Here is a 25,502-nt window from a genome sequence, read left to right as displayed (position 1 = left end):
TCAGATGGGTAAAAATTTATTAACAGTATTAAATCTCATTTTTTACAGTTCCTTAATAATAGTTATTTTCTATACTGCATATTCTTCATTTGGAGAATATAAAAAGAGTAGAGAGAATAGTAAATCTTAAGTGACTTAAATACGAAATATATTTTCAAAAAAGTATAAAAAATGAGCTTCCTGAAGAGGGTGCTCATTTTATACATTTATTAAAAATGTAAGATTATAAGAATATATGAATACAAGAGATAATCAAAAGGAGGATTCTATGAGACATATCATTGACGATTTGACGAACGGTCGGACCTCGTTAGGAGTTGAGTTTGGTTCAACTCGTATCAAAGCTGTTTTGATTGATAGTCAGAAACAACCGATTGCCTCTGGTAGTCATGATTGGGAAAATCAACTAGTCGATGGGATTTGGACTTATTCTTTGGACAGTATTTGGCAAGGTTTGCAATCTGCTTACCGTGAACTTGTTCAAGATGTCAAAATGACGTATCAGGTTGATTTAACAAAGATTGGGCAAATTGGCTTTAGTGCCATGATGCACGGTTATCTAGCGTTCGATAAAGAAGATAAGTTATTGGTGCCGTTTAGAACTTGGCGAAATACGATTACTGGTCAAGCAGCACACGAACTCAGTCAATTGTTTGACTTTAACATTCCTGAGCGTTGGAGTATCGCTCACCTATATCAAGCTATTTTAAATCAAGAGGAACATGTTTCTAAAATAGCATATGTCACTACTTTAGCAGGTTACATCCATTGGCAATTAACAGGTGAAAAAGTTTTGGGAGTCGGAGATGCTTCTGGAATGTTTCCTATTGATTCAACCACTGGTGATTATAATAGTGTTTTTCTTAACCAATTTGCTGAGTTAACGCAACAATATCAACTTCCTTGGGACCTGAAAGCTATTTTACCGAAAGTGTTATCCGCTGGTACCGTAGCTGGAACATTGACTGAACAAGGTGCTAAACTGTTGGACCCAACAGGTCAACTCCAAGCAGGAAGTCAGTTGTGTCCCCCAGAAGGTGATGCTGGGACAGGAATGGTAGCGACAAATAGTGTCAGACAGCGTACAGGAAATGTGTCTGCTGGAACGTCTATTTTTGCTATGATTGTTCTTGAAAAAGAACTAGAAAATCGTTATTCAGAAATTGATATTGTAACGACACCAGTTGGTGACGCCGTAGCGATGGTACATGCGAATAACTGTAGTTCAGATATCAATGCTTGGGTTAAATTATTTAAAGAGTTTTCAGCCCTATCAGGACAAGAAATCTCAGATGCTGAATTGTATCCACTACTCTTTAATGCAGCCTTAACAGGTGAAAAAGATTGTGGTGGTCTATTAAGTTATGGTTATTATTCAGGTGAAAGTATTACTGGATTGACTGAAGGACGTCCGCTTCTTATGAGAACTCCAGAAAGTCGTTTTACAGTGCCTAATCTTATGAGAAGCCATATCCTGTCTGCTTTCACAACATTAGCGATTGGCATGGAGATTCTAGTGGACAAAGAGGCAGTTGCAATTGATAAACTGTTAGGTCACGGTGGTATTTTCAAAACCCCTCAGGTTGCCCAACAATTGTTGGCAGGAGCAATGTCAAGTCCAGTTTCTGTGATGGAGACAGCAGGAGAGGGTGGTGCTTGGGGAATTGCACTTTTAGCAGATTACCTAACTGCGGCTGAAACGTCATTAGAAGATTATCTTGATGGCGTCGTATTTGCCAATGCTGCGGTTCAAACGGTTCAACCAGAAGTAACTGATGTTGAAGGATTTAAAGCGTATCTTGAGACTTATAAAAATGGCTTGCCAGTGGAAAAATTAGCAGTTGAAAAAATATAGGAGGCTATATGCTAGAAGAATTAAAAGAAAAGGTATTTCAAGCAAACTTAGAACTACCTAAACGAGATCTTATCAAATACACTTGGGGAAATGTCAGCCAAGTTGATCGTGAATCGGGTCTCTTTGTGATTAAACCATCTGGAGTTGATTATGATGTCATGACAGCAGATGATATGGTTGTTTGTGACTTTGATGGTAACGTTGTAGAAGGAAACTTGCGCCCATCATCTGATATGCCAACTCATGCTGTGCTTTATAAAACATATCCTGAGATTGGTGGTATTGTACATACCCACTCGCCTTGGGCAGCTAGTTGGGCACAGTCGGGATTGGATGTTCCAGCGATGGGAACAACTCACGCTGATACTTTCTATGGGACAGTACCTTGTGCACGTTTCCTAAGTAAGGAAGAATTAGATGCTGGTTATGAGCATGAGACAGGTAATGTCATTGTTGAAACATTTACTAAACGTGGCTTAGATCCAGTGGCTGTACCAGGAATTTTATTGCAAGGACACGGTCCGTTTACTTGGGGGAAAGATGCTGATGATGCGGTCATGCATGCTGTTGTTTTAGAAGAAGTTTGTCGCATGAATGCCATCACTCGCTTTTTGAACCCATTTGCACCTGAGTTACCACAATATGTGTTAGATAAACACTATCTCAGAAAGCATGGGAAAAATGCTTACTATGGTCAAAAATAATATTATCTAAAAAGAGAAAAGGAGTTTATTATGCTAGAAGCAAAAAAAGAATTTTGGTTTGTTGTAGGGTCACAACATTTGTATGGTGAAGAGGCTCTTGAAGAAGTTAAAAAGCATGCGCGTGAAATGGTTGCAACGTTAAATGCTAGCGGTCATTTGCCATATCCACTTGTTTTCCAAGAAGAATTAGCTGTATCAGCTGATACTATCACAAAATTGATGAAAGAAATTAATTATCGTGATGAAGTGGCTGGTGTTGTAACTTGGATGCACACTTTCTCACCTGCAAAAATGTGGATTCGTGGGACAAAATTGCTCCAAAAACCACTCTTGCACTTAGCAACGCAATATAATGAATCTATTCCATGGGGAACCATTGATATGGACTTTATGAATTTGAATCAAGCAGCTCATGGGGACCGTGAATACGGCTTCATCAATGCTCGTCTTAAGAAAAATAACAAGGTTGTTGTCGGCTACTGGAAAAATGAATCTATCCAAAAACAAATTGGTCAATGGATGGATGTCGCAGTAGCTTATAATGCTGGCTTTGAAATTAAAGTTGCCCGCTTTGGAGATAACATGCGTAATGTCGGTGTGACTGAAGGGGATAAGGTAGAGGCACAAATCCAGTTTGGTTGGACTGTAGATTACTTTGGCATTGGTGATTTAGTTGAAGTGATTAATCAAGTGACTGATGAAGAAGTAGATGCCCTCTTTGCTGAGTACAAGGAACTTTATGACTTCGATTATGGTAACTATGATGTTGACACTTGGGAATATCATGTGAAAGTTCAAGCTCGCTATGAAATTGCTCTAAAACGCTTCTTGGATGCCGGAGGTTACACGGCATTCTCTGATAACTTTGAAGATTTACACGGTATGGAACAATTACCTGGTTTAGCGACTCAACGTTTGATGGCGCAAGGATACGGCTTTGCTGGTGAAGGAGACTGGAAAACAGCTGCTCTTGATCGTTTCATGAAAGTTATGTCTCATAATCAAAATACAGGATTTATGGAAGATTACACTTATGAATTAGCTCTTGGTAAAGAGGCTGCGCTTCAATCACACATGCTTGAAGTTGATCCATCCTTAGCTGTTAATAAACCTAAAATTGTCGTATCTCCACTAGGAATTGGTGGTAAAGCAGACCCAGCACGTCTCGTTTTCGATGGTAAAGCTGGTGACGGTGTTGTTGTGTCAATGGCAGATTTTGGAACGCATTATAAATTATTGATTAATGAAGTAAAAGCTTTTGAACCAACTGAACCTGCTCCAAACTTACCAGTAGCACGCGTCCTATGGGAAGTGATGCCAAACTTCCAAGATGGTGTCAAAGCATGGATTGAAGCTGGTGGAGGCCACCATACCGTTGTTTCACTTAATTTGACATCAGATCAAATCATTGCTTGGGCTAAATTAGTTGGCCTAGAATATGTGTTGATTAAGTAGTGATTATATTAGTTTATTTATAGACAATTGGAGAACTGGCTGAGCAAAATCAGCCATTCTCTTTAACATTCAACGTGATAAAACTCACAAAATTAAGACAAAAAGGAAAATCATCATGACAGATTTTAATTCAACAGACTACCTCTCAAAAGTAGATGCCTGGTGGCGTGCAGCCAACTACATCTCAGTTGCTCAAATGTACTTGAAAGATAACCCTTTACTTCGCCGTGAAGTCACAGCAGAGGATGTTAAGGTACACCCAATTGGACACTGGGGCACAATCTCAGGACAAAATTTCATCTATGCCCATCTTAACCGTGTCATCAATAAATATGACCTTGACATGTTCTATATCGAAGGTCCAGGACATGGTGGGCAAGTTATGGTGTCAAACTCATACATTGATGGTTCTTACACCGAGCGTTACCCACAGATTACTCAAGATGAAGAAGGTTTGAAACAACTTTGTAAAATCTTCTCTTTCCCAGGAGGAATCGCTTCGCACGCTGCCCCTGAAACACCAGGCTCAATCCACGAAGGTGGTGAGTTGGGTTATGCCCTCTCGCATGCCACAGGTGCAATCTTAGATAACCCTGATGTCATTGCGGCAACAGTTATTGGTGATGGGGAAGCTGAAACAGGACCTTTAACGGCTGGCTGGTTCTCAAATACCTTTATCAATCCAGTAAATGATGGTGCTGTTCTTCCAATTCTTTACCTCAATGGTGGTAAAATCCACAATCCAACCATTATGGCTCGTAAGACGGATGAGGAACTCACGCACCTTTTCAATGGTTTTGGCTGGAAACCTTACTTTGTCGAAGGAACAAATCCAGATCTTGTTCATGTTCAAATGGCAGAAACCCTTGACAAGGTGATTGAAGAAATCAAAGCCATTCAAACAGAAGCTCGCAAGCATCCAGCAGAAGAAGCTAGCCAACCAGCTTGGCCAGTATTGATTGTTCGTATTCCAAATGGATGGACAGGACCAAAAGAATGGAATGGTGAACCAATTGAAGGCGGCTTCCGTGCCCATCAAGTACCAATTCCAGTCGAAGCAGGTCACATGGAGCACATTGATCATTTAACGGATTGGCTTCATTCTTATCGCCCAGAAGAATTATTTGATGAAAAAGGCTATGTGAAAGAAGAGATTCGTGCCATTTCACCAAAAGGTGATCGTCGGATGTCCATGAACCCAATCACCAATGCAGGTGTCGTGAAAAAACTTGACTTAGCAGACTGGCGTAAACATGCTATTGATACCTCAACTCCAGGTGCCCTTATGAAACAAGACATGATTGAATTTGGGAATTATGTGGCTGACCTGGTAGAGGCTAACCCAGATAACTTCCGTGTCTTTGGTCCAGATGAAACCAAGTCAAATCGTCTCAATAATGTCTTTAAAGTGACGAATCGTCAATGGCTTGGTCGTCGTGATGAGTCTTACGATGAGTGGATTTCTCCAGTAGGACGCGTTATTGATTCACAACTTTCAGAACACCAAGCTGAAGGTTTCCTAGAAGGCTATGTCTTGACAGGACGCCATGGCTTCTTTGCATCGTATGAATCCTTCCTCCGTGTCGTTGATTCAATGATTACGCAACATTTTAAATGGTTACGTAAGTCTAAGACACATACGGACTGGCGTAAAAATTACCCAGCCCTTAACTTGATTGCGACTTCAACCGTTTTCCAACAAGACCATAATGGTTACACTCACCAAGATCCAGGTCTTCTGACACACTTGGCAGAGAAAACACCAGAGTACATCCGTGAATACTTGCCAGCAGACAGTAACTCACTTTTTGCGGTTATGGAAAAAGCTCTCGCAGACGAAGATAAGGTTAATGTGATTGTCACTTCTAAGCATCCACGACCACAGTTCTACTCAATCGCAGAAGCAGAAGAATTGGTTCGTGAAGGTTATAAAGTCATTGACTGGGCATCAAATGTCTCACCAGATGAAGAGCCAGATGTTGTCTTTGCGGCAGCAGGTACCGAACCAAACTTGGAAGTTTTGGCAGGTATTTCTATCCTACATAAAGCTTTCCCAAAACTTAAGATTCGCTTTATCAATGTGGTGGATATTCTCAAGCTCCGTTCACCAAAAGTGGATCCACGAGGTTTGTCAGATGAAGTCTTTAACAAACTCTTCACAACGGATAAACCAGTTATCTTTGGATTCCACGGTTATGAAGGCATGATTCGTGACCTCTTCTTTGACCGAGCTAACCATAACGTTTATATCCATGGTTACCGTGAAAATGGCGATATCACAACCCCATTTGACATGCGAGTGATGTCAGAGATGGACCGCTTCCACATTGCCAAAGATGCGGCTCAAGCTGCACTAGGAGACAAAGCGTCAGCCTTTGCCCAAGAAATGGACGACAAAGTTGCTTACCATACAGCTTACATCCGTGAAAACGGAGATGACATCCCAGAAGTCCGTGATTGGAAGTGGGAGAATATCAATTAAAACAGAAAAAATCTTGTCCTTGTGGCAAGATTTTTTGGTGTCCTTACGAATAGTTAGGTAAGGAGGCGTTATGGTACAAGAACTTGCAAAGGAAATTATTCAGAAAGCAGTGGACTTAGATGTCCAAGACATTTATCTGCTGCCGAGGGAAATCAACTATGAACTTTTTATGAGAATTGGAGATGAGCGCCGTTTCATGGGTGAGTATGCCAAGGAGGAGATGGCTAGTCTTATCAGTCACTTTAAGTTTGTATCTGGTATGAATGTTGGTGAAAAACGCCGTAGTCAGCTAGGGTCTTGTGACTACGAACTGGATAATGAGGAAAAAGTGAGCTTGCGCTTATCTAGCGTTAGGGATTATCGTGGCCAGGAAAGTCTAGTGATTCGGATTCTTTTCAGCGGGCGGATTGAGCTCAAATACTGGTTTGATGGGCTTAATAAGCTTAAGGAAAAATTATCTGGTCGAGGGCTCTATCTTTTTTCGGGGCCAGTTGGGAGTGGCAAAACAACCTTGATGCATCAATTGGTCGCTGAGCGCTTTGCAGGTCAGCAAGTCATTTCCATCGAAGATCCTGTAGAGATAAAAGACCCGTCCATGCTTCAGTTACAACTCAATGACAGTATTGGCATGACTTATGATGCTTTGATAAAGCTGTCGCTCCGCCATAGACCAGATGTTCTGATTATTGGTGAAATTCGTGACAGTGAGACGGCGCGTGCGGTGATTAGAGCCAGTCTAACAGGAACTGTTGTCTTTTCAACCATTCACGCTAAAAGTATCCCAGGAGTCTATGCTAGATTATTAGAATTAGGGGTATCTCCAGAAGAACTTCACAATAGTTTACGAGGGATTGCTTATCAGCGTCTTATCGGGAAAGGAGGAATTATTGATTATGCCCAAGACCATTTCCAAAACCACCAGCCGGACCAGTGGAATGCACAGATTGATCAGCTTGTTGCAGATGGACATCTCACTTTTGAAGAAGGAAAAATCGAAAAAATTACGTCTTAAAGATCAGCGTAAGGTCATTCAGCTCTTTGCCAATCTGATGAGTGCAGGCTTTAATCTGACAGAAATGGTTAGTTTTTTGGACCGAAGTCAGTTACTACCGACCAAACAAACTCAGCAGATGAGGCAAAGTTTACTAAATGGCTGCGGTATGGCGGATATGTTGGCAGAACTGGGTTTCTCAGATGAGGTAGTGACCCAACTTTCCTTGGCAGACATCCACGGTAACACCCTAGCCAGTTTGCAAAAAATTGACAGCTACCTCGCTAATCTCACTCAGGTTAAGAAAAAATTGATAGAAGTGGCTACCTATCCAGTGATTTTACTTAGTTTTCTCGTTTTGATTATGTTAGGTTTGAAAAACTACCTTCTACCTCAACTGGAAAATGGCAACTGGGCAACGACTCTTATTAGTAATTTCCCTGTCATTTTTCTAGGAACATTTTTGGCGGTGTTGATTATTGTTTTCGTGACTCTTTTCATAGCCAAAAGACAAAGTCACCTCAAGGTTTGGACACAGTTATCACGGCTTCCTTTTTTGGGAAAAGCGGTGCAGCTCTACTTGACTGCCTACTATGCCAGGGAATGGGGAAATCTTATAGGACAAGGTGTGGAGTTGGCACAGATTACCCAACTCATGCAAGAACAGAAGTCTCTGCTATTTCAAGAAATTGGAAAGGATATGGAAGATGCCCTCTTATCAGGACGGGACTTTCACAGTAAAGTTTTGGATTATCCCTTCTTCTTGAGAGAGCTGTCTCTCATCATCGAATACGGCGAGGTCAAGTCAAAACTAGGAAGTGAATTGGACATCTTTGCCGAGGAAACTTGGGCGAGATTTTTCAGCAAACTAAATAAAAGCACACAAATCATTCAACCGCTTATCTTTATTTTTGTGGCGCTGATGATCGTCATGATTTATGCAGCTATGCTATTACCAATGTATCAAAATATGGGAGGATATTTTTAATGAAAAACGTATTTCAAAAATTGAAACGCACGACTGTACAAGCTTTCACTCTGGCAGAAATGTAGGATAGTAAAATTCTTTATATCTTCCACTTGATAGAAATATTCTCAGCCGTGACCTGAACCTTGTTAATAAGGGCTCTAACCATTACCTTTTGGCGCTCATAGTCCATTGAAAAAATATCCTCAGCACTAAGTATGCTCCTCATGTCTTCTTTTCTTTCTTGTTGTTTGAGTGTTGGGTCGTTTTCTAGCTCAGCCTCAAGAAACGCTCTAATAGTGATGAACTCAGCAGACTTCTTTTGCAGATCCTCCAGTGTGATACGGTCATCTATGTAGAGGTCATTTAGTCTACTAAGTTTCTTAGTAATCTCCTCTATCTGTTTCTGATAGTTGTCACGGTCAATAGCATCAGTTTCTGGGTTAGAAAATAGCTCATCTAGGCAGTCATTGTCATTTTGTAGGTTACTAATTTCTTTTAGGACATAGGCTTCAATATCTTCTTTGTAATAATAACCAGAGTGACATTTTTCATTGTTATTATATACGGTCACGCCTTTAGTCTTTCGTGGTATTCTTTGGTAACACTCATATTTCATAAACCTGGTACCGTCTTTTCTTATCACGCCCAGTATCAATTTTAGAGGGGCGTGGCAGTAACCACATTGGGCAATGCCTGAAAGCATGTACTTAGCCTGAAACGGTCTAGGGTTACCTATTTCAGCTGCTTTATGCTGTCTTATTTTTAGTTCTTTTTGAGTCTTGTTAAAGACTTCATCAGAGATAATAGGTTCATGGTTTCCTGGGAATACCTGCCCCTTGTATTGGTTGTAACCACAGTAGACAGGATTAGCTAGAATACCTCTGATAATTCTGTAATGCCAGGCTGGAGTTTTAGGGTATTTTTCATTTATTTTATCTCTGAGTTTAGTAATAGACATCCCCTCAAGGTAGGACTGGAAAATGTCTTTGACTACAATAGCCTCAAGTTCATTTATGGTCATTTCTCCAGTTCCTTTGTGGTAATCATATCCGTAGGAAGTTTTTGCCCACATCATAGATTTTCCAGACTTTGCACGGCCTAGTTTGCCTAGTTGCATACGCTCTTTGATTTGCTCACGTTCTAACTGGGCGAATACGGACAAAATCCCCACCATGGCCTTACCAAAAGGAGTAGAGGTGTCAAAGTTTTCAAGCAGGCTTACAAAATCTATGTTATTTTCTAAAAAAATATCCTCAATCAAGTAGAGGGTATCCTTTTGGCTACGGCTCAGGCGGTCCAGTTTATAGACAAGAACGGTATCAAACTTTTTCTTTTTGGCGTCCTTGATGAGTTTTTCAAGAGCAGGTCTCTCAGTATTTGACCCTGAAAATCCACCATCCGTGTAGATGTTGTAAATGCTCCAGTCTTTAATATTGCAATAGCTGGAGAGCTTGTCTTTTTGCTCCTCAATAGAGTAACCCTCCTCTGCTTGCGAAGTAGTGGAGACCCTGATGTAAATTGCCACTTTGTTTGTTGTCATCATAGTAGTACCTCTTTCAAAATTTCCTAAAAAATGATAAAATGGGTACAAGAAAAAGGGCTTTTTAATGCCTGATTTCTTGTCACTTAGCCTTATGCTCCCCAGACGGCAATCTTGGAGCGTAAGGTTTTTTTATTTTATATGATTTGTTGCAAAGTTGATACGCTTAGTAAAATCTTCAATCCACATATCACCACCGTATAGAGGCTGAATATCATTCAAAAATTTTTGACATATATCAATTTCATTTTGATATTCTTTGAGTCCACGGTAATTTTTTGCAATCCGTTCATAAAGTGAAACGTAGAAGTCTACAGAGTCATTTTCTAATAGTGGTAGTAGGATTAAGTTAGACTCTATGTAATTTTTACTTTTACCTAACGTTTCTCCTTTTTGAAAGACTTGAAAAGACTCATCTCTTTTATTAGCATTCTCAAGATTTGCAAGTACTTTGTTTCCATTTTCTGACAAACCAATTTCTAGCAACCATTCAGCGTATTTTTTAGTGAACTGTTTATCACTTTCTTTGTTGTATTTTTTCTCCTCAGGCGTAGTCCAGCCGTTTTTATGGAGGTCAATATATTTACGGTTTTTACTGATAGCTTTAAGACCAAGTTCAGTGACTATAAAATTACGGTCAACTAAACCTAAGTTTATAAGTTTTTGAACTTGTTCCAGAGGTTTTGTAACGCCGTAGTTTCTGGAAAGATGAGTAGGATATGAGTGAAAGTCTTGACCAAATCTACTAATTACCCATAGAAATATTAAGTCAGATATACTAAGCTCTGTATTTGGTATTGTATCATTAGCCCAAGGTAACACATTATCAAATAAAAAACCATCCCAGTCGTCTAGTTGCCTACCAAAAATCAAAAAGGGTCTTTTCTGAGGTGGAGATTGTGGGGTCTTTTTGAAAAAGTTATAAATAGACTGTGTAAAGCTCATTGTACCTCCTATCTAATTTTCAAATGGCTGAAAATTGCCAACTATTTTACCAATAATTCTGGGTTCTTCGTCATAAGGAGCAAACTTATCCTTATACTTAGGGTTTAGCGACACTAAGCGGAGGCCGTCTTCTTCTCGGTACACCTTTTTGATATAGGTTTGACCGTCCCAGTCAACAGCATAGACAGCACCGTCATAGTCAAAACCAGTTTCTCTGATTAGCACGACTTCACCGTTTTTATATTTAGGCTCCATGGAATCTCCAAAAACCCAAGAAGCAAAATCATGTTCTAAATCTTTATCATAGAAAACAGTATCAAAATTACCGTCATTAAAATATGAAAAACCAGAACCAGCTGATAGCTTTTCATACACCTTATACTCGAATAGGTGTTCTTCTAAAGTAATAACTTTATTTGATTGTTCATTGAGTTGTTCATCAGCATATCGCAGCACTTTTTGTTTTCTTGGCGTTGTCAACTTAACAACTTTTTCAGTAATTTTTTGAACTAGTGGAGAAGTAGGTATTTTAAGCTCTTTAATATCTTGATGTTTATCCTCAATAAGGTCAGATTTATTGATACCAAAATAATCTGCTAGAAGCTCAATCTTACCAATTCTAGGATAAGTTATACCTTTTAACCAGTCTCTTACAGTAGTATATTTCAAATCTAGGTCAGAACACAGTTTATTTCTATCAACGCCTTTGCGTGTCATTTGAATTTCAAGATTTCTGGCAAAGATTTCTTTACTTTTGTCATTATTCATTTTATCGCTCCTTATATAGTATATATTACGGCAAAAACGCAAATAAGTAAAGAAAAAAATAAAAAAAAGCGTAAAAAACGCAAAAAATCCTTGACATTGCGGTTTAACCGCATTATACTATAAACATAGCTGAGCTAATCAACTATCAAAAATCTACAGAAAGGTAATAAACTATGTCAAAGATGACCTTGAAAACGTTGCGTACGTTAAAAAATTGGCGACAAGCAGATGCTGCCAGAGCTCTAGAAGTTTCTACAGATACTTGGGGAAATTGGGAACGAGGTAAAACAGAACCTACTGTTACTCAAGCCTATCAAATCGCTACTACTTTTAATGTGTCGATTGACGATATTATTTTTTTGCACAACGTTGCGGTTTAACCGCAAAAATGTAAAAGGAGACAATATGAATGAACTCATCAACGTAACGCTGAATGACAATCATGAGCCTGTAGTGTCAGGAAGACAACTACATGAGGCTTTAGGAGTCAAGACTCCATACTCAATGTGGTTTGACAGAATGATTGAGTACGGCTTTACCGAAAATCAAGATTTTTTGCTTAACAATTTTGTGAAGCAAACAGGACGAGGTGGACATAATAAAGTTGACCATATCATCAAGCTAGATATGGCTAAAGAAATTGCTATGATACAGCGTACCGACAAAGGCAAGCAAGTCAGAGCTTACTTTATCCAAATTGAGAAAGACTATAACAGCCCTGAGAAAATCATGGCAAGAGCCTTACTCATGGCAGATAAGAAAGTCCACAAGTTAGAGGCACAGATCAAAGCTGACCGTCCTAAGGTACTGTTTGCTGACGCTGTGAGTGCTAGCAAGTCATCTTGTCTGATTGGTGAGCTAGCTAAAATCCTGAAACAGAACGGTATTGACATTGGTCAAAATAAACTCTTTCAGTGGTTACGAGCTAATGGTTATCTGATCAGTCGTCGTGGCGAGTCTTGGAACCAACCGACACAAAAGAGCATGCAACTTGGTCTGTTTGAACTCAAGAAGACCAATATCAACCATGCTGACGGTCACACCACAGTCAATACAACCACTAAGGTTACTGGCAAAGGTCAGCAGTATTTTATCAACAAATTTCTCAATCAGGAGTACCTACCAGGCTGAGAACACAAAAAAGCCCCTCAGGAACGGCCATTCCATTGAGGGACAAATCAAAAAGATTATAAGGAAATTTTACCATGAAAACAGAAAAAAAGAAATGGACACCCAAAATTACTAACCTACGCAAGGTAATTGTGGACGGTGTGGAGCAATGGGTGGAATTTGAAACAGAGGGCTATGTCATTCCAGCTGGACATGCTTATTATGACATTATCCTAGGAATGAACAAGCAGGAACAACGGAAGGGAGCGTAATCAGTGGACTATATCTTTCAGAAATCCTCACGAAAATTATACAGCAATTAACAACGCCTTTTTGCAGGATAGAGAACTAGAGCCAGCCACGATAGGTATTCTAGCGGTTTTACTTAGTAATAAAAGCGATTGGGAAATATATCCTGAGGAAATTGCAAGGCGTATGAACATTAGTAGAACTACTGTAGATAGGCACTTTAAGCAGTTAGAGAAATTGGGATACATGAAAACATTTAAGTTTAGTCGTGGAAGAGGTAAGGGGTTCAAAATTTTGAGGTTTGTATCAGATGTAAGATTTACAGATTTTCAGTTATCCATCATTAGGCAGAGGATTGCTGAAAATGAGGAATTTTGGGATATACCTTTTGATAAGATTGCAAATCAATAGTTATCCACAGTTTCCACAAACTTTGTGTTTTACAGTTCCTAGAAAATGTGATGTGTAAAAATGTGATGTGTAAAAATGTGATGTGTAAATCTGTGCACTAACAAATATTAACCTACAACAAGTATTAACTACTAAACAAATATTAACTTAAAACAAGTCATACTTATTAAATAAAGAAAGGGATAACTAAAGTTATCCACAGGTAAAAATCATGATTAAAAAATTTTCAAAACAATATACTAACGATAACAGCAGTGTCATTGATGAACTTAAAAAATTTCAAGAAAAAATCCACATGTCAAGTGTCGCAGCAATAGCATTGATGGAAATTGGTATTGTTCCTAAAGATGATATGGTTAAGGAAAAAGCCTTACTGACACATGAAATTAGCCATGCTATCAAAAATATTCTAAGCGGTATGCCTGCACAAGAGGCTATTAACAAAATGACCGAAGACAATGAGGAGGAAGAATAATGCTAGACAAATTGAAATCATTTTTTGGGCTAGATGAATTTGAAACTACTCAACCACCCGTACAAGTAAATAACTTGATTGAAGTCAAGGCTTTAAAGGATGAAAACCGTGAGCTTAGGGAAATCATCAAGAAACAGCGTGCGCTACTGCAAGAACTCTCTGAGGAAAATATGGAACTTGGCCGTGACCGTAGACGCTATGCTGATACTGTAGCGACTCAAAAGCGTCTAATTGATGTCTATGAAAGTCAGGCAGGATAGGAGGTGCAACATGGACGGTACTTACCCATGGTTTGACTATGATATTTGGCTTAGCACGCCCCCTGAACCCTACTCAGAGCCTGAGGTTGATGAAGATGAGGCTTATGACAGGTGGAAAGATGAGCAGGTTTAGCCTATGGACAGAGAACGCTATGAAGATAATGCCTATTGGCGCAAACGATACCTAGAGCTTTGCTATGAACTAGGAGAGATTATCAACGAACAGCAAGACAAGATTATCTCACTCACAAATGAAAATAGACGCTTAAAGCGTGAAAATTGGAATATGAAACAAACCAAAAGGAGAAGAAGATGACTAATAATCAACTTGTAGAAACAAAAGGGGATTTTCTGACTAACCCTCAGCTACTTAATAGCGGTATCATCAGAAAATATCTTGACCCACAAGGAAAAGCTAGTGATGAGGAGCTTGCCTATTTTATAGCCCAAGCTAAAGCACAAAATCTAAACCCATTCACCAAGGAAATCTATTTTATCAAGTACGGAAACCAGCCAGCTCAGGTAGTTACTGCTAAATCAGCTTTTGAGAAAAAGGCTGATAGTCACCCTCAATTTGACGGAAAAGAGGCGAGTGTAATCTATCTGATGGACGGAGAGATTAAATACTCTAAGGGGGCATTCATTCCTAAAGGCGCTGAAATCCTTGGCGGTTGGGCTAAGGTGTACCGCAAAGACCGTACTTATCCGACAGAAACAGAAGTATCTTTTGAAGAGTACGACAATTCCAAAATCCGTGCAAGAGTTAAGGAACTGACACAGCAAGGGAAAGATGTTACTTATCCAGTGATGAACTCATACGGCAAGCCAATAGGTGAGAATAACTGGGATACTATGCCTTGTGTCATGATACGGAAAGTAGCTCTAGTGTCAGCTTACCGTGAGGCATTTCCTGCTGAGCTTGGAGCGAGTTATGAGGCTGATGAAATTCAGTTAGATAACACACCTAAAGATGTCACGCCACAAGAAACCCGTGAGGATGTTATGGCACGCAAAATGGCTCAGATTGAGCAGATGAAACAAGAACAACTGAATAAACCAGCTGAAAAAATCAACGCAGAGGAAGTGCCATTATACGGAACAAACAATGACGATAGCGAGGCTGTACAAGGTGAGCTACTTGATGAAGAACTAGAATACTAGGAGGACAACATGCAAGAATTACAAGTAAAGGTAACACAGGCACAAGTTGAAATCGTTGACCGTGAAAAATTTGAGCAGAATATCAATGATGTTGTAGCGAAATACAAAAATTATACAGTAACAGCTGCAACCATCAAAGAAGATAAGCAAGTTCTAGCTGACCTACGCAAACTCAAGAAACAGTTATCTGATGAGCGTATCAAAGTCAAAAAAGAACTCTCAAAGCCAGCTGATGAGATTGACGGATATATCAAACAAGCAAGCAAACCACTTGACGATACGATTGACAAGATTGCAGCTGATGTTAAGGAATTTGAAGACCATCAGAAAGCTGTCCGCTTGGACACTGTCAAGAGCTATCTAGCTAACAAAGCTGCTGAGTATATGCTAGACCCTCGTATTTTTGACGCTAAAGCCACAGAATATATCAAAGCCTCTGACTTTATGGCCGACGGTGTGACACTTAAAAAAGTTACTATGAAATCTCTTGAGGACATAGTCACATTTGAGTATCAAAAACAGGAGGAGTACAAAAAGGCCAAAGCTACAATCTCTGGACAATGTGCTGAGTATGGTATGACAGACCAGCCTTATATCCGCATGCTAGAAGTTATGACACTTGTAGAGGTTTTAGAGCAGATTAAGTCTGACTACCTCTTTGAAAAGCAAAAGCAGGAAATGAGGAAAGCCGAAGCTGAAAGAGAGCAACTTTTAGCAGCTCAGCGAGCTAAAGAACAAGAATTGGCTCAAAAATCAGTGGAAATGCCCCAAATTGACAAAGAAACAGGAGAGATTTTAGACGGAGGGCAATTATCCCACCCTGACCAAGAAACGCTCACAGGGGCTGAAAATGAACCTAAGAGATACACCCAAAAAATGACTTTGGAAGTTTATTTTACAGATACGGCTGAAAAAGACCGTTTCAAGAGTGGTCTGAGTCAACTTGGATTTGATTTCAAAAAGAATTATCAAGTTAGCGGCTATCAACGTATAGAGCCTCTGACACAGGCTGAACTAAATGAACAGAATGGGTGGTAATCATGGAAATTAGACAAGTATCAGAAAGTATTAGTATCTATTCAGACGGTCAACGCTTGCAGGTTATCCATAATTTGGGTGATGAGTTCATTTTAGACCTGAAAGTAGTAGCAGAGGACGCTTTTAACATTGATGGTCAGGTGCTAGAAGTAATAAATACCATTGAACCTGTATTCAAGATTAGTGGTTTTTGCTCAAGAAGTGGAGAGGATATGCACCGCCTACGGTGGGCTATCCTCCAATTTCAGGAGTTTGAGCAATACGTAAACGACTATCAGGCTGACTTGCTTGATTGGTGGCAAAATCCAGGAGGGGAGTAATGACATTCAAAATATGCGACTTGCTAAATTATAGGCAGTTATGGTGGCTTGATAAGTTTCTTATAGGCCACAAGGGTTTTATCGCCGGAGGGTGTTTTAAAAATATCTTTAACAATGAGCGTGTTAAAGACTTAGATATTTTCTTTGAAAGTGAAAATGATTTTTTAGAGGCAAAGAGCTACTACAAGCAACAAATGAAAGAAAATCCTGCTGAATGGAAATTTTCGTATGAGAACAAGAATTGTTGGTCAATCTATTCAATTAAAGAAAAAGTCCGCCTTGAACTGATTAGAAATACTTACGGCAAACCAAAACAGATTATTCAAAATTTTGATTTTACAATAACAAAGTTTGCTTATTACAAAAACTATGACAATGTAGACGAAGATAATTACATGGCGGTTTTTGAAATCATTTATCACGAAGATTTTTTTGAGCATTTACACACCAAAAGGTTAGTCGTAGACGCTGGCTTACCTTATCCAGTCAGCACTTTTAACAGGCTTATGAGATATGCAAAATATGGATACCAGCCTTGTAGAGAAACAAAGGTGAAGATAGTTACAAGTTTGGCCATGTTAGACCCAGATAATCAAGAGGATTTCGAGGAACAACTCGGCAAAAGTTTATATGAGGGGTTAGATTGAAATGATAATTTTTGAATTTATTTTATTAGCAGCATGGACTTTCTTGTGGCTATGTCTAGGTTTTCTGCTAGGAGAACGTGAAGCGAGAAAAGATAAATAAAAAATACGTGCCGTGAACCACGAAAAAAGCGAACTAGAAAGCGTGTCAACTGCAAACGATCAGAAGACAGTTGGACGAATGATAGCGACTGCCCGTATTTAGTCAAACTCACATCTTTGGCAGTCGCAGTTTTTTAGGTAAATCATGAACGAACTAAAAGAAAAAGCATTGTCCAAAATGCTTGAAGAGATGAATAAGGACCACAGTCCTGCTGAGGATGCTATTCACAATTGGCTATGCGAGCAGGATGATGACGAGTTATTCCAAGGTGTCCTCAAGGATGGCTACACTATCAAAATGGCTTTGAAGTATGCAAAAGACAAAGCTAGAGAATTTGCACAGAATGGAGTTGCTTGCATTGATGATGAGATAGTCTTTGGATGGGTTCGGGAATATTTCTTGGCCAATAGTAAACTGGAGAACATCAAACAAGTTCCTGTTGAACCAGTCAAGAAGACGGATAAGAAGGTTGATCGTGAAATCGATGTGGCCAAAATCAAAAAAGGTGTTGGTCCAAATGATGATTATACAAAACCGGCCAAAAAAACTAAAAAAGAGAAAGGAGTGGCGGACGGTCAGATTGACCTGTTTGCAGATTTGTTTGATGAAATCTGAAGAATTGAGAAAGCAAGCTGAACGTAGGTTGAAACCTCCCAAGTCATTTTGGGACTGGTGCTATTCTCAAATCACAACCTACAAATGGTCCAACAAAAAGCAAACAATTGTAGCGTCAGATTTGAAACTAGGCTACTGTGTTGAGAAAAAGCTGACTAAAGCATCACGACTGACCTTTTATGACAAGACCTATTTTTTCTCAATCATTCTTTGTACTTCTAGCCGGATTGAAATCCAGTCCTATGAGTTCAATTCACGAGTTGACAACGGTCATCAATCAATTAAGTACGCCTTGGCCAATATCGAGCGCTTCGAAAATGATAAGCATATCAAAATAGGTCGCTCTTACACAGACCAGTACTTCCCATATCTGATTGAGAATTTCTTTGGAGGTGGACCTTATTCAGGTAACAAATTTTATCCAAATAATTGGCAAGATAGACTGAAGACAGTCTCAGAACTCAAATATCTAAAATTCAACTACATTTATTTCTGGGAGATTGAGCGGTTTTACAAATACAAATTTGAGATTGAATTTGCTCAAAAAATAAATGCCTGGAAACTGGCCAATGATATCATGAGACCACGGTACGAAAGGGCTGGCTTAGGATACGGAAAGTCTGTTGATATGCGTACCCTGAACCGCAAATGGCTGCAGAAGAATAAGCAATTTTTTAAAAACTCAAATCGTAGTTTTTTGGAATTTGAGTTAGAGCGTCGATTGAAAGAAAGAAATGGGAAGTTAGTCCCAGGCATCGAAAGCTACCTACACTTTCAAGATATCAAAAAAATCCCTAAAGGTGTCGGGATTAACAAGTTTCAAAATTGGGTTATCAAGTACAAGATTGATTTCAGAGAATACCAGGACTATTTGAAGATGCTATCTGAAATGGGTATTGAACCTGAAGGAGATGCAATGATAGTTCCGAAAGATTTTCGAGGCATGCACAGACACACTGTAGAGCTCTACAATCAATTCCGAGAAGAAGAGCGACGATTAGCCAATGAAGCAAGAAATAGAGAAAAACGAGAGCGCGAAAAACAGCTGGAAGCTGAATTCAAAGCACGTCCTACTTTTGACAAGGTTGTTTCAGGTTACTCATTCCACGTCCCTACTAGAGTCGCAGAGCTGATTTACGAAGGCAAGAAGTTACATCACTGCGTTAGCTCTTACACAGAAAGGCATCTAAAAGGCGTGACTATGATTGTCTTCGTCAGGTTAGAAAATAAACCTAACACACCTCTCTATACACTTGAGGTTAAGAATGGAAAAATTTCCCAGTTCCGGGGCAAGTATAACCATGATGTACCTGAAGATGTTTGGGATGTAGCTAGGCAGTGGATGAAACAAGTAAAAATTTTGAAAGAAACAGCATAGGAGAAGAATTACATGATCAGCAAAATCAACGTGACAGAAAATATCGCTATTGTTATTACCAGGAAAAAGGTATCAGTCAATACCACTCTTGATTATGACATGAGTATCACTTTTGACAACAAGGATAGGCAGCCTACGCTTGACGAAAACGGAGACTTGTTTGAGCCAGTCTTTAAGTGCCGAGTTCAGGTCCAGCCTAAGCGAGAAGTCTTCTTTGGCTCTCTCTCAAAGGTTAAGGACAACATCAAGGACCTACAAGAAATCAAAAGGTTCTTTGAGTTTGTCAAAGAGAACAAGGAGAATATCTTTGAGATGGCAGGTATCAGGGGGGCGCTTGAATGAAATTAGTCCTGAATATCGAACCCAAACCCCAGTCACGGCCACGGTTTGCCAGGCGTGGGAATTTTACCACGACTTATGAAGACAAGAAAATGAAAGCTTGGCGCAATCAATGCAGGCTACTTATTGCTAATCAGTACATGGGGCAGCCTATCCTTGAGGGCGCTCTGAGGGCTAAGGTGAGGTTTTACATCAAGCCCCCTCAATATATCGCCAAAGTCAAAAAGAACCAGCAGGCACTCATTGATGAGATTATACCAGTAGGTAAAAAGCCTGATGTGGATAACTACGAAAAGGCGCTATATGATAGCATGTCTGGCTTAGTCTTCCAAGATGACGGCCAAATAGCTCTGCATGATGTCGGTAAGTTTTATAGTCTCAATCCACGTATTGAGGTAGAAACTGAGGTTATGGAATGGAACAGATAAAAGAAAGGTTATTTTTTATCTCTCTATGTGTTGTTTGCTTTATCGTTGGTGCTGTGCTAGGAAACGTGGCACCACTTAACCAACAGCCTAAAAAACACCCCATCATTATTTACACCGTTGATAATGCAGGCGGTGTGATGGTAGGGCAAATCACAGACAAGGAAATCATAGAGGGACGCTACATAGTCACAGCCCATGCGTACGGTAAGTTTTTGGTCACAAAAGAACAGTACGAGGCTATCAAGGTTGGTGACCCAATACCTGATTATCTTAAAAAGAGGGGGAACTGATATGAAGTTTCGAATTGTAAGTGCTCGTTATTTTTTAGATGATGTGAGAACATGGCAGATTTACGGCGAGAAATTAAAAAGGGTTGTTCATACCAGTTTCTATACAGACCTTGAACGGAATTGTAACCCAGTTTTAGAGATTGAGGTTAAGACTATTGAACAACTCAAAAATGTTGCTAAGTCGGTAGGATATGACCTAGTTTTTCCTAGAAGAGACAATGATGATATTTGGATAAAAGATGACTACATGGAGTAAAAAATGAACAAACGACAACGTAAGAAGATGCTTAGCAAAGCTTTTACTGAGGCTTTTTCCAAGGCATATGATGAGAGTTTTAAGTACAACAGAGCAGAACATGTAAACGTGTTTCTTTTTAGAGACGGTAATAGCGTTTGTATCAAATCTATGGTTGTTGGACCGTATGAATTTGAAGAGTATATGCCAGACTATGCAGAGCTAACAGTCGAAGGAGTTCTTGTATATAGTAGAAAGTTGTAGAGGTTTTGAACAAGTATAAATAAGGAGGGGAAAATGAGTAGTAATTTTTCAAATGATGAAATCAAAGAATTTTCTCAAGCTATGGATCTTGGTACTGGTATACTGAAGCTTTGCAGGTTTGTGATAAACAGTGACACACAGGACAAGGCTAGTAATTTTATACGGGTTGACGGGAAGAAATTCAAAGTGACAGTTTTGGAGGTTTAAGATGAACAAACAAGAAGCGATTGAAACTATTGAAAAAATGGGAGAGTACGAACCTTTTGTAGATGAACCTATCTCAAAAAAATCTGTACTTAATATCATCAACCAAATTGACGAACCGCAGAAAGTTGTGATACCGAAATTTGTGGCGGAGTGGATTGAAGGACTACGAGATAAAGCATTAAATTTATTTGATGCTTACCAGCACCCGTTCGAAGACAAAAGGGTGAGAAAATGGTTTATGGACTTTTCGAACTTTGATTTGTTCGCCCGAGCTTGGCTTGACGGCTACGAAATTGAGAAGGATAAGTTGTACACGGTTGAGATACCTAACAATGGCGGAACATTGGCGCTTACGTCAATTAACGGAAGGCTAAAACTTGACCACGGATATAAATGTTTTCCCGCTAAACTGACAGAAGAAAAAATAAGAGAAAAGTTCAACTGGGCTTGGCAGTGGGCTAAACCTGTGGAGGAGGAATGATGAAATGGAATAAATTTGCACTGCGGAAAACAGACGAAGAAGAAAAACAATATTTTGGTACAGATGAAATTTGGTCTGAACCAGTACCAGATAGCGAAGAAATGGTATTGGTAAGCGATGGCGTCACGATTTGGTTAGATGAATGGTATAGCGATACAGATGGAGCCAATCTCATGGATAGTGATGCTCTAGGTCTTTACTGGATGCCATTGCCAGAGTTACCAAAGGAGGTAAACAATGATTCCGAAGTTTAGAGCGTGGGACTCACGAAAAAAAGTTTGGATAGGGAATTTATTTGACAACATCTTTGTATCTTCTGGTGGACACGGTGGTGCTTTGCTCATAAGAAAATCTAACGAGATTGTTTTGAACAGAGAACTTGGACTATACACGAATGACACAGATTATCTAATAAAAGACCTCCCACTTAGCTATGTACATATCCAGATGTCAACAGGCATCAGGGACAAACATAACCAAGAAATTTTTGTAGGTGATATTGTCAAGATGTATTCTGGTGAGCTTTTACTTGTTGTACTTGATCATGGTATGTTTGTGCCAGTCTGTCTTTACGTCAGCGAAGTTTTTGAAAAAGTTGGGAATATCTTTGAAAACCCAGAACTGTTAGAACACCCAGATTTTAGAGGTTAAGAATGACAAAATTTAAAGTGACTTGGGAAATTTATGACAAAAACAGCAAAATAGTAAACGAAATTGGTAGTTTTGACACCTTAAAAGCGGCTCAAGAAGCAATAAGCAAACACATAAAATCAAGAGACACACATGCTAGTCCTTATTATCGTATGTGGTGTGTTAATGATACTTGGACTATCGACTATGGGAAGCATAATGCTTTTTATAAAATAGAGCGCAAATAAACCAACCTACCAGACTGTCAAAGGTCTGATAGGTATAACCGCTAAAAATAAAAAAAGAAAGAACTTTCCAAAGCGTAGTATCACACAGCAGTCTGATAGCGGTAAGATTGCGGGCTTAGTTGGGTTCGAATCCTAACTGAGTCGTTCCATCAAATATAAAAAGGAAAAACTCTCTTAAAAATGACAAAAAATAACCCTGATGACGGTAAAAGGGAACGAAAGGGTGATGGGTATGTAAAAAAGCTAGCTCACGCTAGCTCCTTGGTAAAAATGATAACATATATATTTTACCATAAAGGAGAAGCGTGTGGCTAGAAAGGAAATTACAGAAGCAGAAAAGTTACTGAAAGAATTGCAGACAATCCCGAAAATCATCACGGAATTAAAATTGGATATCGAGCGCACAGAGAGTTCTTTACTTTCTAGCCCTCAATGGTCCGATATGCGTGTGTCAAGTGGACTGAGGAAGTCGCAAGAGGATAAAAATATCAGCATTATTGATACCTCTGATTACAACCGAGAGCAAATTGATAAGCTCTTAAAGCGTAAGCAAGAGATTATTGAGGTGATTGATCAGTTAGATGCAGAGTATCGTTTGCTAATCATCAGAGCGTACATCTCTGCGGAATACCCAAGCGATTGTATTGGCAAGTACTACACGGAGCGCAAGTTTTACACAGTAAAACGATTAGCTATTAAGCAGTTAGATGCAGTTTTGTGCAGTAATTTGCAGTAAAAACGCAGTAAATCTGCAGTTCGTTGCAGTAACTATCGTGCTATTATAGTATCATCAAGAAATAAGGGTAAGGCACCTAGTAAGTGTCTTGCCTGTTATGGAGAGTTCTCAGAATTGGTAGATGGTCACCCAAGCAAATGGGGAGCGTAAAGCTTTGTGGGTTCGAATCCTACAGAGCCTGTTAGGTTAGGTCACACCTCAAGATGACAACATATTATTTTAAGGTCGCTAGACGACAACAATGGCCACTCATTGAGTGGCTTTTTTTGATTGGAGGTGATGGAAAATCAACGAGAGACAGAAACGCTTTGCAGATGAGTACATCATCTCAGGTAACGCAACAGAGTCCGCTAAAAAGGCAGGCTACTCAGAAAAGACAGCTAGAAGTATAGGACAACGATTGTTGACAAATGTTGACATCCGGGAATATTTGCAAAAGCGAATGGAGGAATTGCAAGATGAGAAAATCTTGACCCAAAAACAAATCCTCGTCATGTTGTCTGAAATTGCATCGGGTCAAGCTACAGAAACCGCAGTCGTGACTACAAAGGTTGGTGTTTTGAAGGAAGACCCGATTAGCGGAAAATCCGTCAAAGTTTATGACGAAATTCCCCAGTTAGTTGAATATCCTACTAAAAATAGCGATAGAAACAAAGCTCTTGAATTACTTGGTAAACGATACGCGATGTGGACAGACAAGCAAGAAGTTTCTGCTAATGTGTCAACAAACAAACTAGACAACATCCTAGCGCAGTTAGAAGGTGATAGCTTGTGAGCGACTTAATTTTATCAGAAAAATATAAAGAGTTTCTGAGGCACAACGCAGAGGCCGAGGCGCTCGAAGGGACGACCGCAGCAGGAAAGACAACAGTCGGTGCTTTTAAGTTTATGCTTAAAGTAGCTAAGTCTCCGAAAAAGCTCCATTTCATTGCTTCGAAATCAATCGGTGACGCAGAAAAAAACATTATCAATTCAGATTTAGGTATCGTTGATATTTTTGGGGACTTGGTCCAGTATCGAGGCAACGGTAGCATTGATTACAAGATTTCTCATTTGGTCTATCACGTTGACGATAACCCAGAGCACGACAAGATTATTTTTATTTTGGGTTACGAAGATAAGACAAAATGGAAAAAAGCTCTTGGTTCGCAGTTTGGTTGTGGATATATAGACGAGATAAACACAGCGGATACGGATTTTATCCAAGAATCCACTATGCGTTGTGATTACTGGATGTGTACCATGAATCCAGACGACCCTAATCTGCCCGTTTACGAGCAGTATATCAACCGTTTTCGAAGTCTTGACAAATATATCAATGACACGCCAAAAGAAATACAGGACGAATTAAATAAGCAACCAGCGCACCCAAATTGGACGTACTGGTTTTTTAATTTTGACCACAACGCAGGACTACCAGAGGAAAAGAAACAACAGATCATCGGCACGGTTGCGGTTGGGACCAAGATTTACAAAAACAAAATCTTAGGCTTACGTGGACGTGCTGAAGGTCTTATCTTTCCGATGTTTGAAAGACAAAGAAATGTTATCGCACGCAGTCAAGCTAAGAAATTTGATTACGTCAAGTATTCGTGCGGTGTTGATACGTCTTACTCAGAGCATTCGAACGATACAATTGCCTTTATGTTTCAAGGGATTACAAAAGACGGGAAGTTAGTCACACTTGCTGAAAAAGTCTACAACAACAAGGATTTAAACGGTGATAAGATAGCACCGTCTGATGTTGTGCGTTTTTTGCACAAGTTCCTTGATAATTGCAAGGACAGCTGGGGGTTTGCGAGAAAAATCTATGTTGATAGCGCGGACCAAGCGACAGTGATGGAATTACGCAAGTATGCCAGTAAATATGGTTTAATCTACGAGTTTATGAATGCTAATAAAAGTATTAAGATTATCGACCGTATCAATCTCATGGCAGGGTGGATGAAGCAAGGGTGTTATCTAGTTGTAGATGACTGTGTCGAACATATCCACGAGCTGGAAGTGTACAGTTGGAAAGAAAATAAAGATGAGCCAGAAGACCGAAACGACCATACGATAAACGCTGGTCAATACGGCTGGATACCACATCTAAAACAAATCGGAAATAAACAAGCTAATGCTAACCAGTTCGACACTTTGCGAGCTGGTTTTGGTTTGTAGAAAGGAA

36 protein-coding genes are annotated in these 25,502 nt (G+C 39.5%); 33 read left to right on the top strand and 3 right to left on the bottom strand.

Going from position 1 to position 25,502, the window contains the following annotated elements; genetic code table 11:
* Positions 1-268 precede the first annotated feature (268 nt).
* The 6 genes from EAF07_RS06135 (at position 269) to comGB (ending at position 8,475) form a co-directional block, all read left to right on the top strand.
* Positions 269-1,855 (top strand): xylulokinase, encoded by a 1,587-nt coding sequence (locus EAF07_RS06135; protein WP_121835700.1) that lies wholly within the window; start codon positions 269-271, stop codon positions 1,853-1,855.
* Between the two features lie 8 nt (positions 1,856-1,863).
* A complete protein-coding gene (locus EAF07_RS06130; protein WP_027973185.1) occupies positions 1,864-2,559 on the top strand; it encodes an L-ribulose-5-phosphate 4-epimerase in 696 nt (231 codons plus the stop codon).
* A gap of 30 nt (positions 2,560-2,589) precedes the next feature.
* Positions 2,590-4,014 carry an L-arabinose isomerase gene (gene araA / locus EAF07_RS06125; RefSeq protein ID WP_220702230.1) on the top strand — a complete coding sequence of 475 codons (1,425 nt, stop codon included), beginning with the start codon at positions 2,590-2,592 and terminating at the stop codon, positions 4,012-4,014.
* A gap of 115 nt (positions 4,015-4,129) precedes the next feature.
* Entirely contained in the window at positions 4,130-6,496 is a 2,367-nt protein-coding gene (locus EAF07_RS06120) for a phosphoketolase family protein (RefSeq protein ID WP_121835696.1), read from the top strand.
* Between the two features lie 70 nt (positions 6,497-6,566).
* A complete protein-coding gene (gene comGA, locus EAF07_RS06115; protein WP_121835694.1) occupies positions 6,567-7,508 on the top strand; it encodes a competence type IV pilus ATPase ComGA in 942 nt (313 codons plus the stop codon).
* Positions 7,390-8,475: a competence type IV pilus assembly protein ComGB gene (gene comGB, locus EAF07_RS06110; protein ID WP_281272442.1), complete on the top strand. Its 1,086-nt coding sequence runs from the start codon at positions 7,390-7,392 to the stop codon at positions 8,473-8,475. Before comGA ends, comGB begins: the two co-directional genes overlap by 119 nt.
* 79 nt (positions 8,476-8,554) lie before the next feature.
* Here the strand turns inward: comGB and EAF07_RS06105 are convergent, their stop codons facing one another.
* The 3 genes from EAF07_RS06105 to EAF07_RS06095 all read right to left on the bottom strand — a co-directional run bounded on the left by EAF07_RS06105 (position 8,555) and on the right by EAF07_RS06095 (position 11,710).
* On the bottom strand, positions 8,555-10,000 hold the full coding sequence (locus tag EAF07_RS06105; protein WP_121835690.1) for a recombinase family protein: 1,446 nt from the start codon (positions 9,998-10,000) through the stop codon (positions 8,555-8,557).
* A 129-nt stretch (positions 10,001-10,129) separates the two neighbouring features.
* Positions 10,130-10,942, bottom strand: coding sequence for a hypothetical protein (locus tag EAF07_RS06100; RefSeq protein ID WP_121835688.1), 813 nt, complete (start codon positions 10,940-10,942; stop codon positions 10,130-10,132).
* A 12-nt stretch (positions 10,943-10,954) separates the two neighbouring features.
* Positions 10,955-11,710 carry an XRE family transcriptional regulator gene (locus tag EAF07_RS06095; protein ID WP_121835686.1) on the bottom strand — a complete coding sequence of 252 codons (756 nt, stop codon included), beginning with the start codon at positions 11,708-11,710 and terminating at the stop codon, positions 10,955-10,957.
* Between the two features lie 173 nt (positions 11,711-11,883).
* Between EAF07_RS06095 and EAF07_RS06090 the strand changes: the two genes are divergently transcribed.
* The 27 genes from EAF07_RS06090 to EAF07_RS05975 all read left to right on the top strand — a co-directional run bounded on the left by EAF07_RS06090 (position 11,884) and on the right by EAF07_RS05975 (position 25,495).
* The gene (locus tag EAF07_RS06090) at positions 11,884-12,090 is read left to right on the top strand and encodes a helix-turn-helix transcriptional regulator (protein ID WP_121835684.1); all 207 of its coding nucleotides are present in this window, start codon (positions 11,884-11,886) and stop codon (positions 12,088-12,090) included.
* Positions 12,091-12,115: 25 nt separating this feature from the next.
* Positions 12,116-12,841 (top strand): phage antirepressor KilAC domain-containing protein, encoded by a 726-nt coding sequence (locus EAF07_RS06085; protein ID WP_121835681.1) that lies wholly within the window; start codon positions 12,116-12,118, stop codon positions 12,839-12,841.
* 74 nt (positions 12,842-12,915) lie between these two features.
* Positions 12,916-13,092 carry a BOW99_gp33 family protein gene (locus tag EAF07_RS10630; protein ID WP_183121667.1) on the top strand — a complete coding sequence of 59 codons (177 nt, stop codon included), beginning with the start codon at positions 12,916-12,918 and terminating at the stop codon, positions 13,090-13,092.
* Between the two features lie 61 nt (positions 13,093-13,153).
* A complete protein-coding gene (locus EAF07_RS06080; protein ID WP_245962702.1) occupies positions 13,154-13,480 on the top strand; it encodes an HTH domain-containing protein in 327 nt (108 codons plus the stop codon).
* Positions 13,481-13,691: 211 nt separating this feature from the next.
* The gene (locus tag EAF07_RS06075; RefSeq protein ID WP_121835677.1) at positions 13,692-13,955 is read left to right on the top strand and encodes a hypothetical protein; all 264 of its coding nucleotides are present in this window, start codon (positions 13,692-13,694) and stop codon (positions 13,953-13,955) included.
* Entirely contained in the window at positions 13,955-14,215 is a 261-nt protein-coding gene (locus EAF07_RS06070) for a hypothetical protein (protein ID WP_121835675.1), read from the top strand. Before EAF07_RS06075 ends, EAF07_RS06070 begins: the two co-directional genes overlap by 1 nt.
* Positions 14,216-14,225: 10 nt before the next feature.
* Positions 14,226-14,348 (top strand): hypothetical protein, encoded by a 123-nt coding sequence (locus EAF07_RS10865; RefSeq protein WP_281272441.1) that lies wholly within the window; start codon positions 14,226-14,228, stop codon positions 14,346-14,348.
* Positions 14,349-14,351: 3 nt separating this feature from the next.
* A complete protein-coding gene (locus EAF07_RS10775) occupies positions 14,352-14,531 on the top strand; it encodes a hypothetical protein (protein WP_000373551.1) in 180 nt (59 codons plus the stop codon).
* Positions 14,528-15,376, top strand: coding sequence for a phage recombination protein Bet (gene bet, locus EAF07_RS06060; RefSeq protein ID WP_121835674.1), 849 nt, complete (start codon positions 14,528-14,530; stop codon positions 15,374-15,376). Before EAF07_RS10775 ends, bet begins: the two co-directional genes overlap by 4 nt.
* Positions 15,377-15,385: 9 nt before the next feature.
* Positions 15,386-16,414 (top strand): DUF1351 domain-containing protein, encoded by a 1,029-nt coding sequence (locus tag EAF07_RS06055; protein ID WP_121835672.1) that lies wholly within the window; start codon positions 15,386-15,388, stop codon positions 16,412-16,414.
* Positions 16,415-16,416: 2 nt separating this feature from the next.
* Complete coding sequence (locus EAF07_RS06050) at positions 16,417-16,734, top strand: hypothetical protein (RefSeq protein ID WP_121835670.1); 318 nt, start codon at positions 16,417-16,419, stop codon at positions 16,732-16,734.
* Positions 16,734-17,381 (top strand): Gabija anti-defense Gad2 family protein, encoded by a 648-nt coding sequence (locus tag EAF07_RS06045; RefSeq protein ID WP_121835668.1) that lies wholly within the window; start codon positions 16,734-16,736, stop codon positions 17,379-17,381. The genes EAF07_RS06050 and EAF07_RS06045 overlap by 1 nt, the downstream gene beginning before the upstream one ends.
* 244 nt (positions 17,382-17,625) lie before the next feature.
* The gene (locus EAF07_RS06040; RefSeq protein WP_121835666.1) at positions 17,626-18,096 is read left to right on the top strand and encodes a Cas9 inhibitor AcrIIA9 family protein; all 471 of its coding nucleotides are present in this window, start codon (positions 17,626-17,628) and stop codon (positions 18,094-18,096) included.
* A complete protein-coding gene (locus EAF07_RS06035) occupies positions 18,086-19,474 on the top strand; it encodes a PcfJ domain-containing protein (RefSeq protein WP_121835664.1) in 1,389 nt (462 codons plus the stop codon). The genes EAF07_RS06040 and EAF07_RS06035 overlap by 11 nt, the downstream gene beginning before the upstream one ends.
* A gap of 12 nt (positions 19,475-19,486) precedes the next feature.
* Entirely contained in the window at positions 19,487-19,816 is a 330-nt protein-coding gene (locus tag EAF07_RS06030) for a hypothetical protein (RefSeq protein WP_121835662.1), read from the top strand.
* Entirely contained in the window at positions 19,813-20,241 is a 429-nt protein-coding gene (locus tag EAF07_RS06025) for a RusA family crossover junction endodeoxyribonuclease (RefSeq protein WP_121835661.1), read from the top strand. Before EAF07_RS06030 ends, EAF07_RS06025 begins: the two co-directional genes overlap by 4 nt.
* Complete coding sequence (locus EAF07_RS06020) at positions 20,229-20,531, top strand: DUF1372 family protein (protein WP_121835659.1); 303 nt, start codon at positions 20,229-20,231, stop codon at positions 20,529-20,531. The genes EAF07_RS06025 and EAF07_RS06020 overlap by 13 nt, the downstream gene beginning before the upstream one ends.
* Before the next feature lies 1 nt (position 20,532).
* Complete coding sequence (locus EAF07_RS06015; protein WP_121835657.1) at positions 20,533-20,787, top strand: hypothetical protein; 255 nt, start codon at positions 20,533-20,535, stop codon at positions 20,785-20,787.
* Positions 20,788-20,790: 3 nt separating this feature from the next.
* Entirely contained in the window at positions 20,791-21,030 is a 240-nt protein-coding gene (locus EAF07_RS06010) for a hypothetical protein (protein WP_121835655.1), read from the top strand.
* 33 nt (positions 21,031-21,063) lie between these two features.
* Positions 21,064-21,237 carry a hypothetical protein gene (locus EAF07_RS10625; protein ID WP_183121666.1) on the top strand — a complete coding sequence of 58 codons (174 nt, stop codon included), beginning with the start codon at positions 21,064-21,066 and terminating at the stop codon, positions 21,235-21,237.
* A 1-nt stretch (position 21,238) separates the two neighbouring features.
* Positions 21,239-21,718, top strand: coding sequence for a DUF1642 domain-containing protein (locus EAF07_RS06005; protein WP_121835653.1), 480 nt, complete (start codon positions 21,239-21,241; stop codon positions 21,716-21,718).
* Positions 21,718-21,972 (top strand): DUF551 domain-containing protein, encoded by a 255-nt coding sequence (locus EAF07_RS06000; protein ID WP_121835652.1) that lies wholly within the window; start codon positions 21,718-21,720, stop codon positions 21,970-21,972. Before EAF07_RS06005 ends, EAF07_RS06000 begins: the two co-directional genes overlap by 1 nt.
* Positions 21,956-22,369, top strand: a complete 414-nt coding sequence (locus tag EAF07_RS05995) for a YopX family protein (RefSeq protein WP_121835650.1) — start codon at positions 21,956-21,958, stop codon at positions 22,367-22,369. Before EAF07_RS06000 ends, EAF07_RS05995 begins: the two co-directional genes overlap by 17 nt.
* Before the next feature lie 2 nt (positions 22,370-22,371).
* The gene (locus EAF07_RS05990) at positions 22,372-22,596 is read left to right on the top strand and encodes a hypothetical protein (RefSeq protein WP_121835648.1); all 225 of its coding nucleotides are present in this window, start codon (positions 22,372-22,374) and stop codon (positions 22,594-22,596) included.
* Positions 22,597-22,903: 307 nt separating this feature from the next.
* Positions 22,904-23,332, top strand: a complete 429-nt coding sequence (locus tag EAF07_RS05985; RefSeq protein ID WP_121835646.1) for a DUF1492 domain-containing protein — start codon at positions 22,904-22,906, stop codon at positions 23,330-23,332.
* 286 nt (positions 23,333-23,618) lie between these two features.
* Positions 23,619-24,107, top strand: coding sequence for a terminase small subunit (locus EAF07_RS05980; protein ID WP_121835644.1), 489 nt, complete (start codon positions 23,619-23,621; stop codon positions 24,105-24,107).
* Positions 24,104-25,495: a terminase large subunit domain-containing protein gene (locus tag EAF07_RS05975; RefSeq protein WP_121835642.1), complete on the top strand. Its 1,392-nt coding sequence runs from the start codon at positions 24,104-24,106 to the stop codon at positions 25,493-25,495. The genes EAF07_RS05980 and EAF07_RS05975 overlap by 4 nt, the downstream gene beginning before the upstream one ends.
* The last annotated feature ends 7 nt before the right edge of the window (positions 25,496-25,502 follow it).

The organism is Streptococcus hillyeri (genome assembly GCF_003686955.1).
GTDB lineage: Bacteria > Bacillota > Bacilli > Lactobacillales > Streptococcaceae > Streptococcus > Streptococcus hillyeri.
This window is presented reverse-complemented; position numbering and strand designations above follow the sequence as displayed.

What these genes read in the sequence shown, in the direction of transcription:
- EAF07_RS06135 (WP_121835700.1), top strand. Translation starts at nt 269, where the DNA reads ATGAGACATATCATTGACGATTTGACGAACGGTCGGACCTCGTTAGGA.
- EAF07_RS06130 (WP_027973185.1), top strand. Translation starts at nt 1,864, where the DNA reads ATGCTAGAAGAATTAAAAGAAAAGGTATTTCAAGCAAACTTAGAACTA.
- araA (WP_220702230.1), top strand. Translation starts at nt 2,590, where the DNA reads ATGCTAGAAGCAAAAAAAGAATTTTGGTTTGTTGTAGGGTCACAACAT.
- EAF07_RS06120 (WP_121835696.1), top strand. Translation starts at nt 4,130, where the DNA reads ATGACAGATTTTAATTCAACAGACTACCTCTCAAAAGTAGATGCCTGG.
- comGA (WP_121835694.1), top strand. Translation starts at nt 6,567, where the DNA reads ATGGTACAAGAACTTGCAAAGGAAATTATTCAGAAAGCAGTGGACTTA.
- comGB (WP_281272442.1), top strand. Translation starts at nt 7,390, where the DNA reads ATGCCCAAGACCATTTCCAAAACCACCAGCCGGACCAGTGGAATGCAC.
- EAF07_RS06105 (WP_121835690.1), bottom strand. Translation starts at nt 10,000, where the DNA reads ATGATGACAACAAACAAAGTGGCAATTTACATCAGGGTCTCCACTACT.
- EAF07_RS06100 (WP_121835688.1), bottom strand. Translation starts at nt 10,942, where the DNA reads ATGAGCTTTACACAGTCTATTTATAACTTTTTCAAAAAGACCCCACAA.
- EAF07_RS06095 (WP_121835686.1), bottom strand. Translation starts at nt 11,710, where the DNA reads ATGAATAATGACAAAAGTAAAGAAATCTTTGCCAGAAATCTTGAAATT.
- EAF07_RS06090 (WP_121835684.1), top strand. Translation starts at nt 11,884, where the DNA reads ATGTCAAAGATGACCTTGAAAACGTTGCGTACGTTAAAAAATTGGCGA.
- EAF07_RS06085 (WP_121835681.1), top strand. Translation starts at nt 12,116, where the DNA reads ATGAATGAACTCATCAACGTAACGCTGAATGACAATCATGAGCCTGTA.
- EAF07_RS10630 (WP_183121667.1), top strand. Translation starts at nt 12,916, where the DNA reads ATGAAAACAGAAAAAAAGAAATGGACACCCAAAATTACTAACCTACGC.
- EAF07_RS06075 (WP_121835677.1), top strand. Translation starts at nt 13,692, where the DNA reads ATGATTAAAAAATTTTCAAAACAATATACTAACGATAACAGCAGTGTC.
- EAF07_RS06070 (WP_121835675.1), top strand. Translation starts at nt 13,955, where the DNA reads ATGCTAGACAAATTGAAATCATTTTTTGGGCTAGATGAATTTGAAACT.
- EAF07_RS10865 (WP_281272441.1), top strand. Translation starts at nt 14,226, where the DNA reads ATGGACGGTACTTACCCATGGTTTGACTATGATATTTGGCTTAGCACG.
- EAF07_RS10775 (WP_000373551.1), top strand. Translation starts at nt 14,352, where the DNA reads ATGGACAGAGAACGCTATGAAGATAATGCCTATTGGCGCAAACGATAC.
- bet (WP_121835674.1), top strand. Translation starts at nt 14,528, where the DNA reads ATGACTAATAATCAACTTGTAGAAACAAAAGGGGATTTTCTGACTAAC.
- EAF07_RS06055 (WP_121835672.1), top strand. Translation starts at nt 15,386, where the DNA reads ATGCAAGAATTACAAGTAAAGGTAACACAGGCACAAGTTGAAATCGTT.
- EAF07_RS06050 (WP_121835670.1), top strand. Translation starts at nt 16,417, where the DNA reads ATGGAAATTAGACAAGTATCAGAAAGTATTAGTATCTATTCAGACGGT.
- EAF07_RS06045 (WP_121835668.1), top strand. Translation starts at nt 16,734, where the DNA reads ATGACATTCAAAATATGCGACTTGCTAAATTATAGGCAGTTATGGTGG.
- EAF07_RS06040 (WP_121835666.1), top strand. Translation starts at nt 17,626, where the DNA reads ATGAACGAACTAAAAGAAAAAGCATTGTCCAAAATGCTTGAAGAGATG.
- EAF07_RS06035 (WP_121835664.1), top strand. Translation starts at nt 18,086, where the DNA reads ATGAAATCTGAAGAATTGAGAAAGCAAGCTGAACGTAGGTTGAAACCT.
- EAF07_RS06030 (WP_121835662.1), top strand. Translation starts at nt 19,487, where the DNA reads ATGATCAGCAAAATCAACGTGACAGAAAATATCGCTATTGTTATTACC.
- EAF07_RS06025 (WP_121835661.1), top strand. Translation starts at nt 19,813, where the DNA reads ATGAAATTAGTCCTGAATATCGAACCCAAACCCCAGTCACGGCCACGG.
- EAF07_RS06020 (WP_121835659.1), top strand. Translation starts at nt 20,229, where the DNA reads ATGGAACAGATAAAAGAAAGGTTATTTTTTATCTCTCTATGTGTTGTT.
- EAF07_RS06015 (WP_121835657.1), top strand. Translation starts at nt 20,533, where the DNA reads ATGAAGTTTCGAATTGTAAGTGCTCGTTATTTTTTAGATGATGTGAGA.
- EAF07_RS06010 (WP_121835655.1), top strand. Translation starts at nt 20,791, where the DNA reads ATGAACAAACGACAACGTAAGAAGATGCTTAGCAAAGCTTTTACTGAG.
- EAF07_RS10625 (WP_183121666.1), top strand. Translation starts at nt 21,064, where the DNA reads ATGAGTAGTAATTTTTCAAATGATGAAATCAAAGAATTTTCTCAAGCT.
- EAF07_RS06005 (WP_121835653.1), top strand. Translation starts at nt 21,239, where the DNA reads ATGAACAAACAAGAAGCGATTGAAACTATTGAAAAAATGGGAGAGTAC.
- EAF07_RS06000 (WP_121835652.1), top strand. Translation starts at nt 21,718, where the DNA reads ATGAAATGGAATAAATTTGCACTGCGGAAAACAGACGAAGAAGAAAAA.
- EAF07_RS05995 (WP_121835650.1), top strand. Translation starts at nt 21,956, where the DNA reads ATGATTCCGAAGTTTAGAGCGTGGGACTCACGAAAAAAAGTTTGGATA.
- EAF07_RS05990 (WP_121835648.1), top strand. Translation starts at nt 22,372, where the DNA reads ATGACAAAATTTAAAGTGACTTGGGAAATTTATGACAAAAACAGCAAA.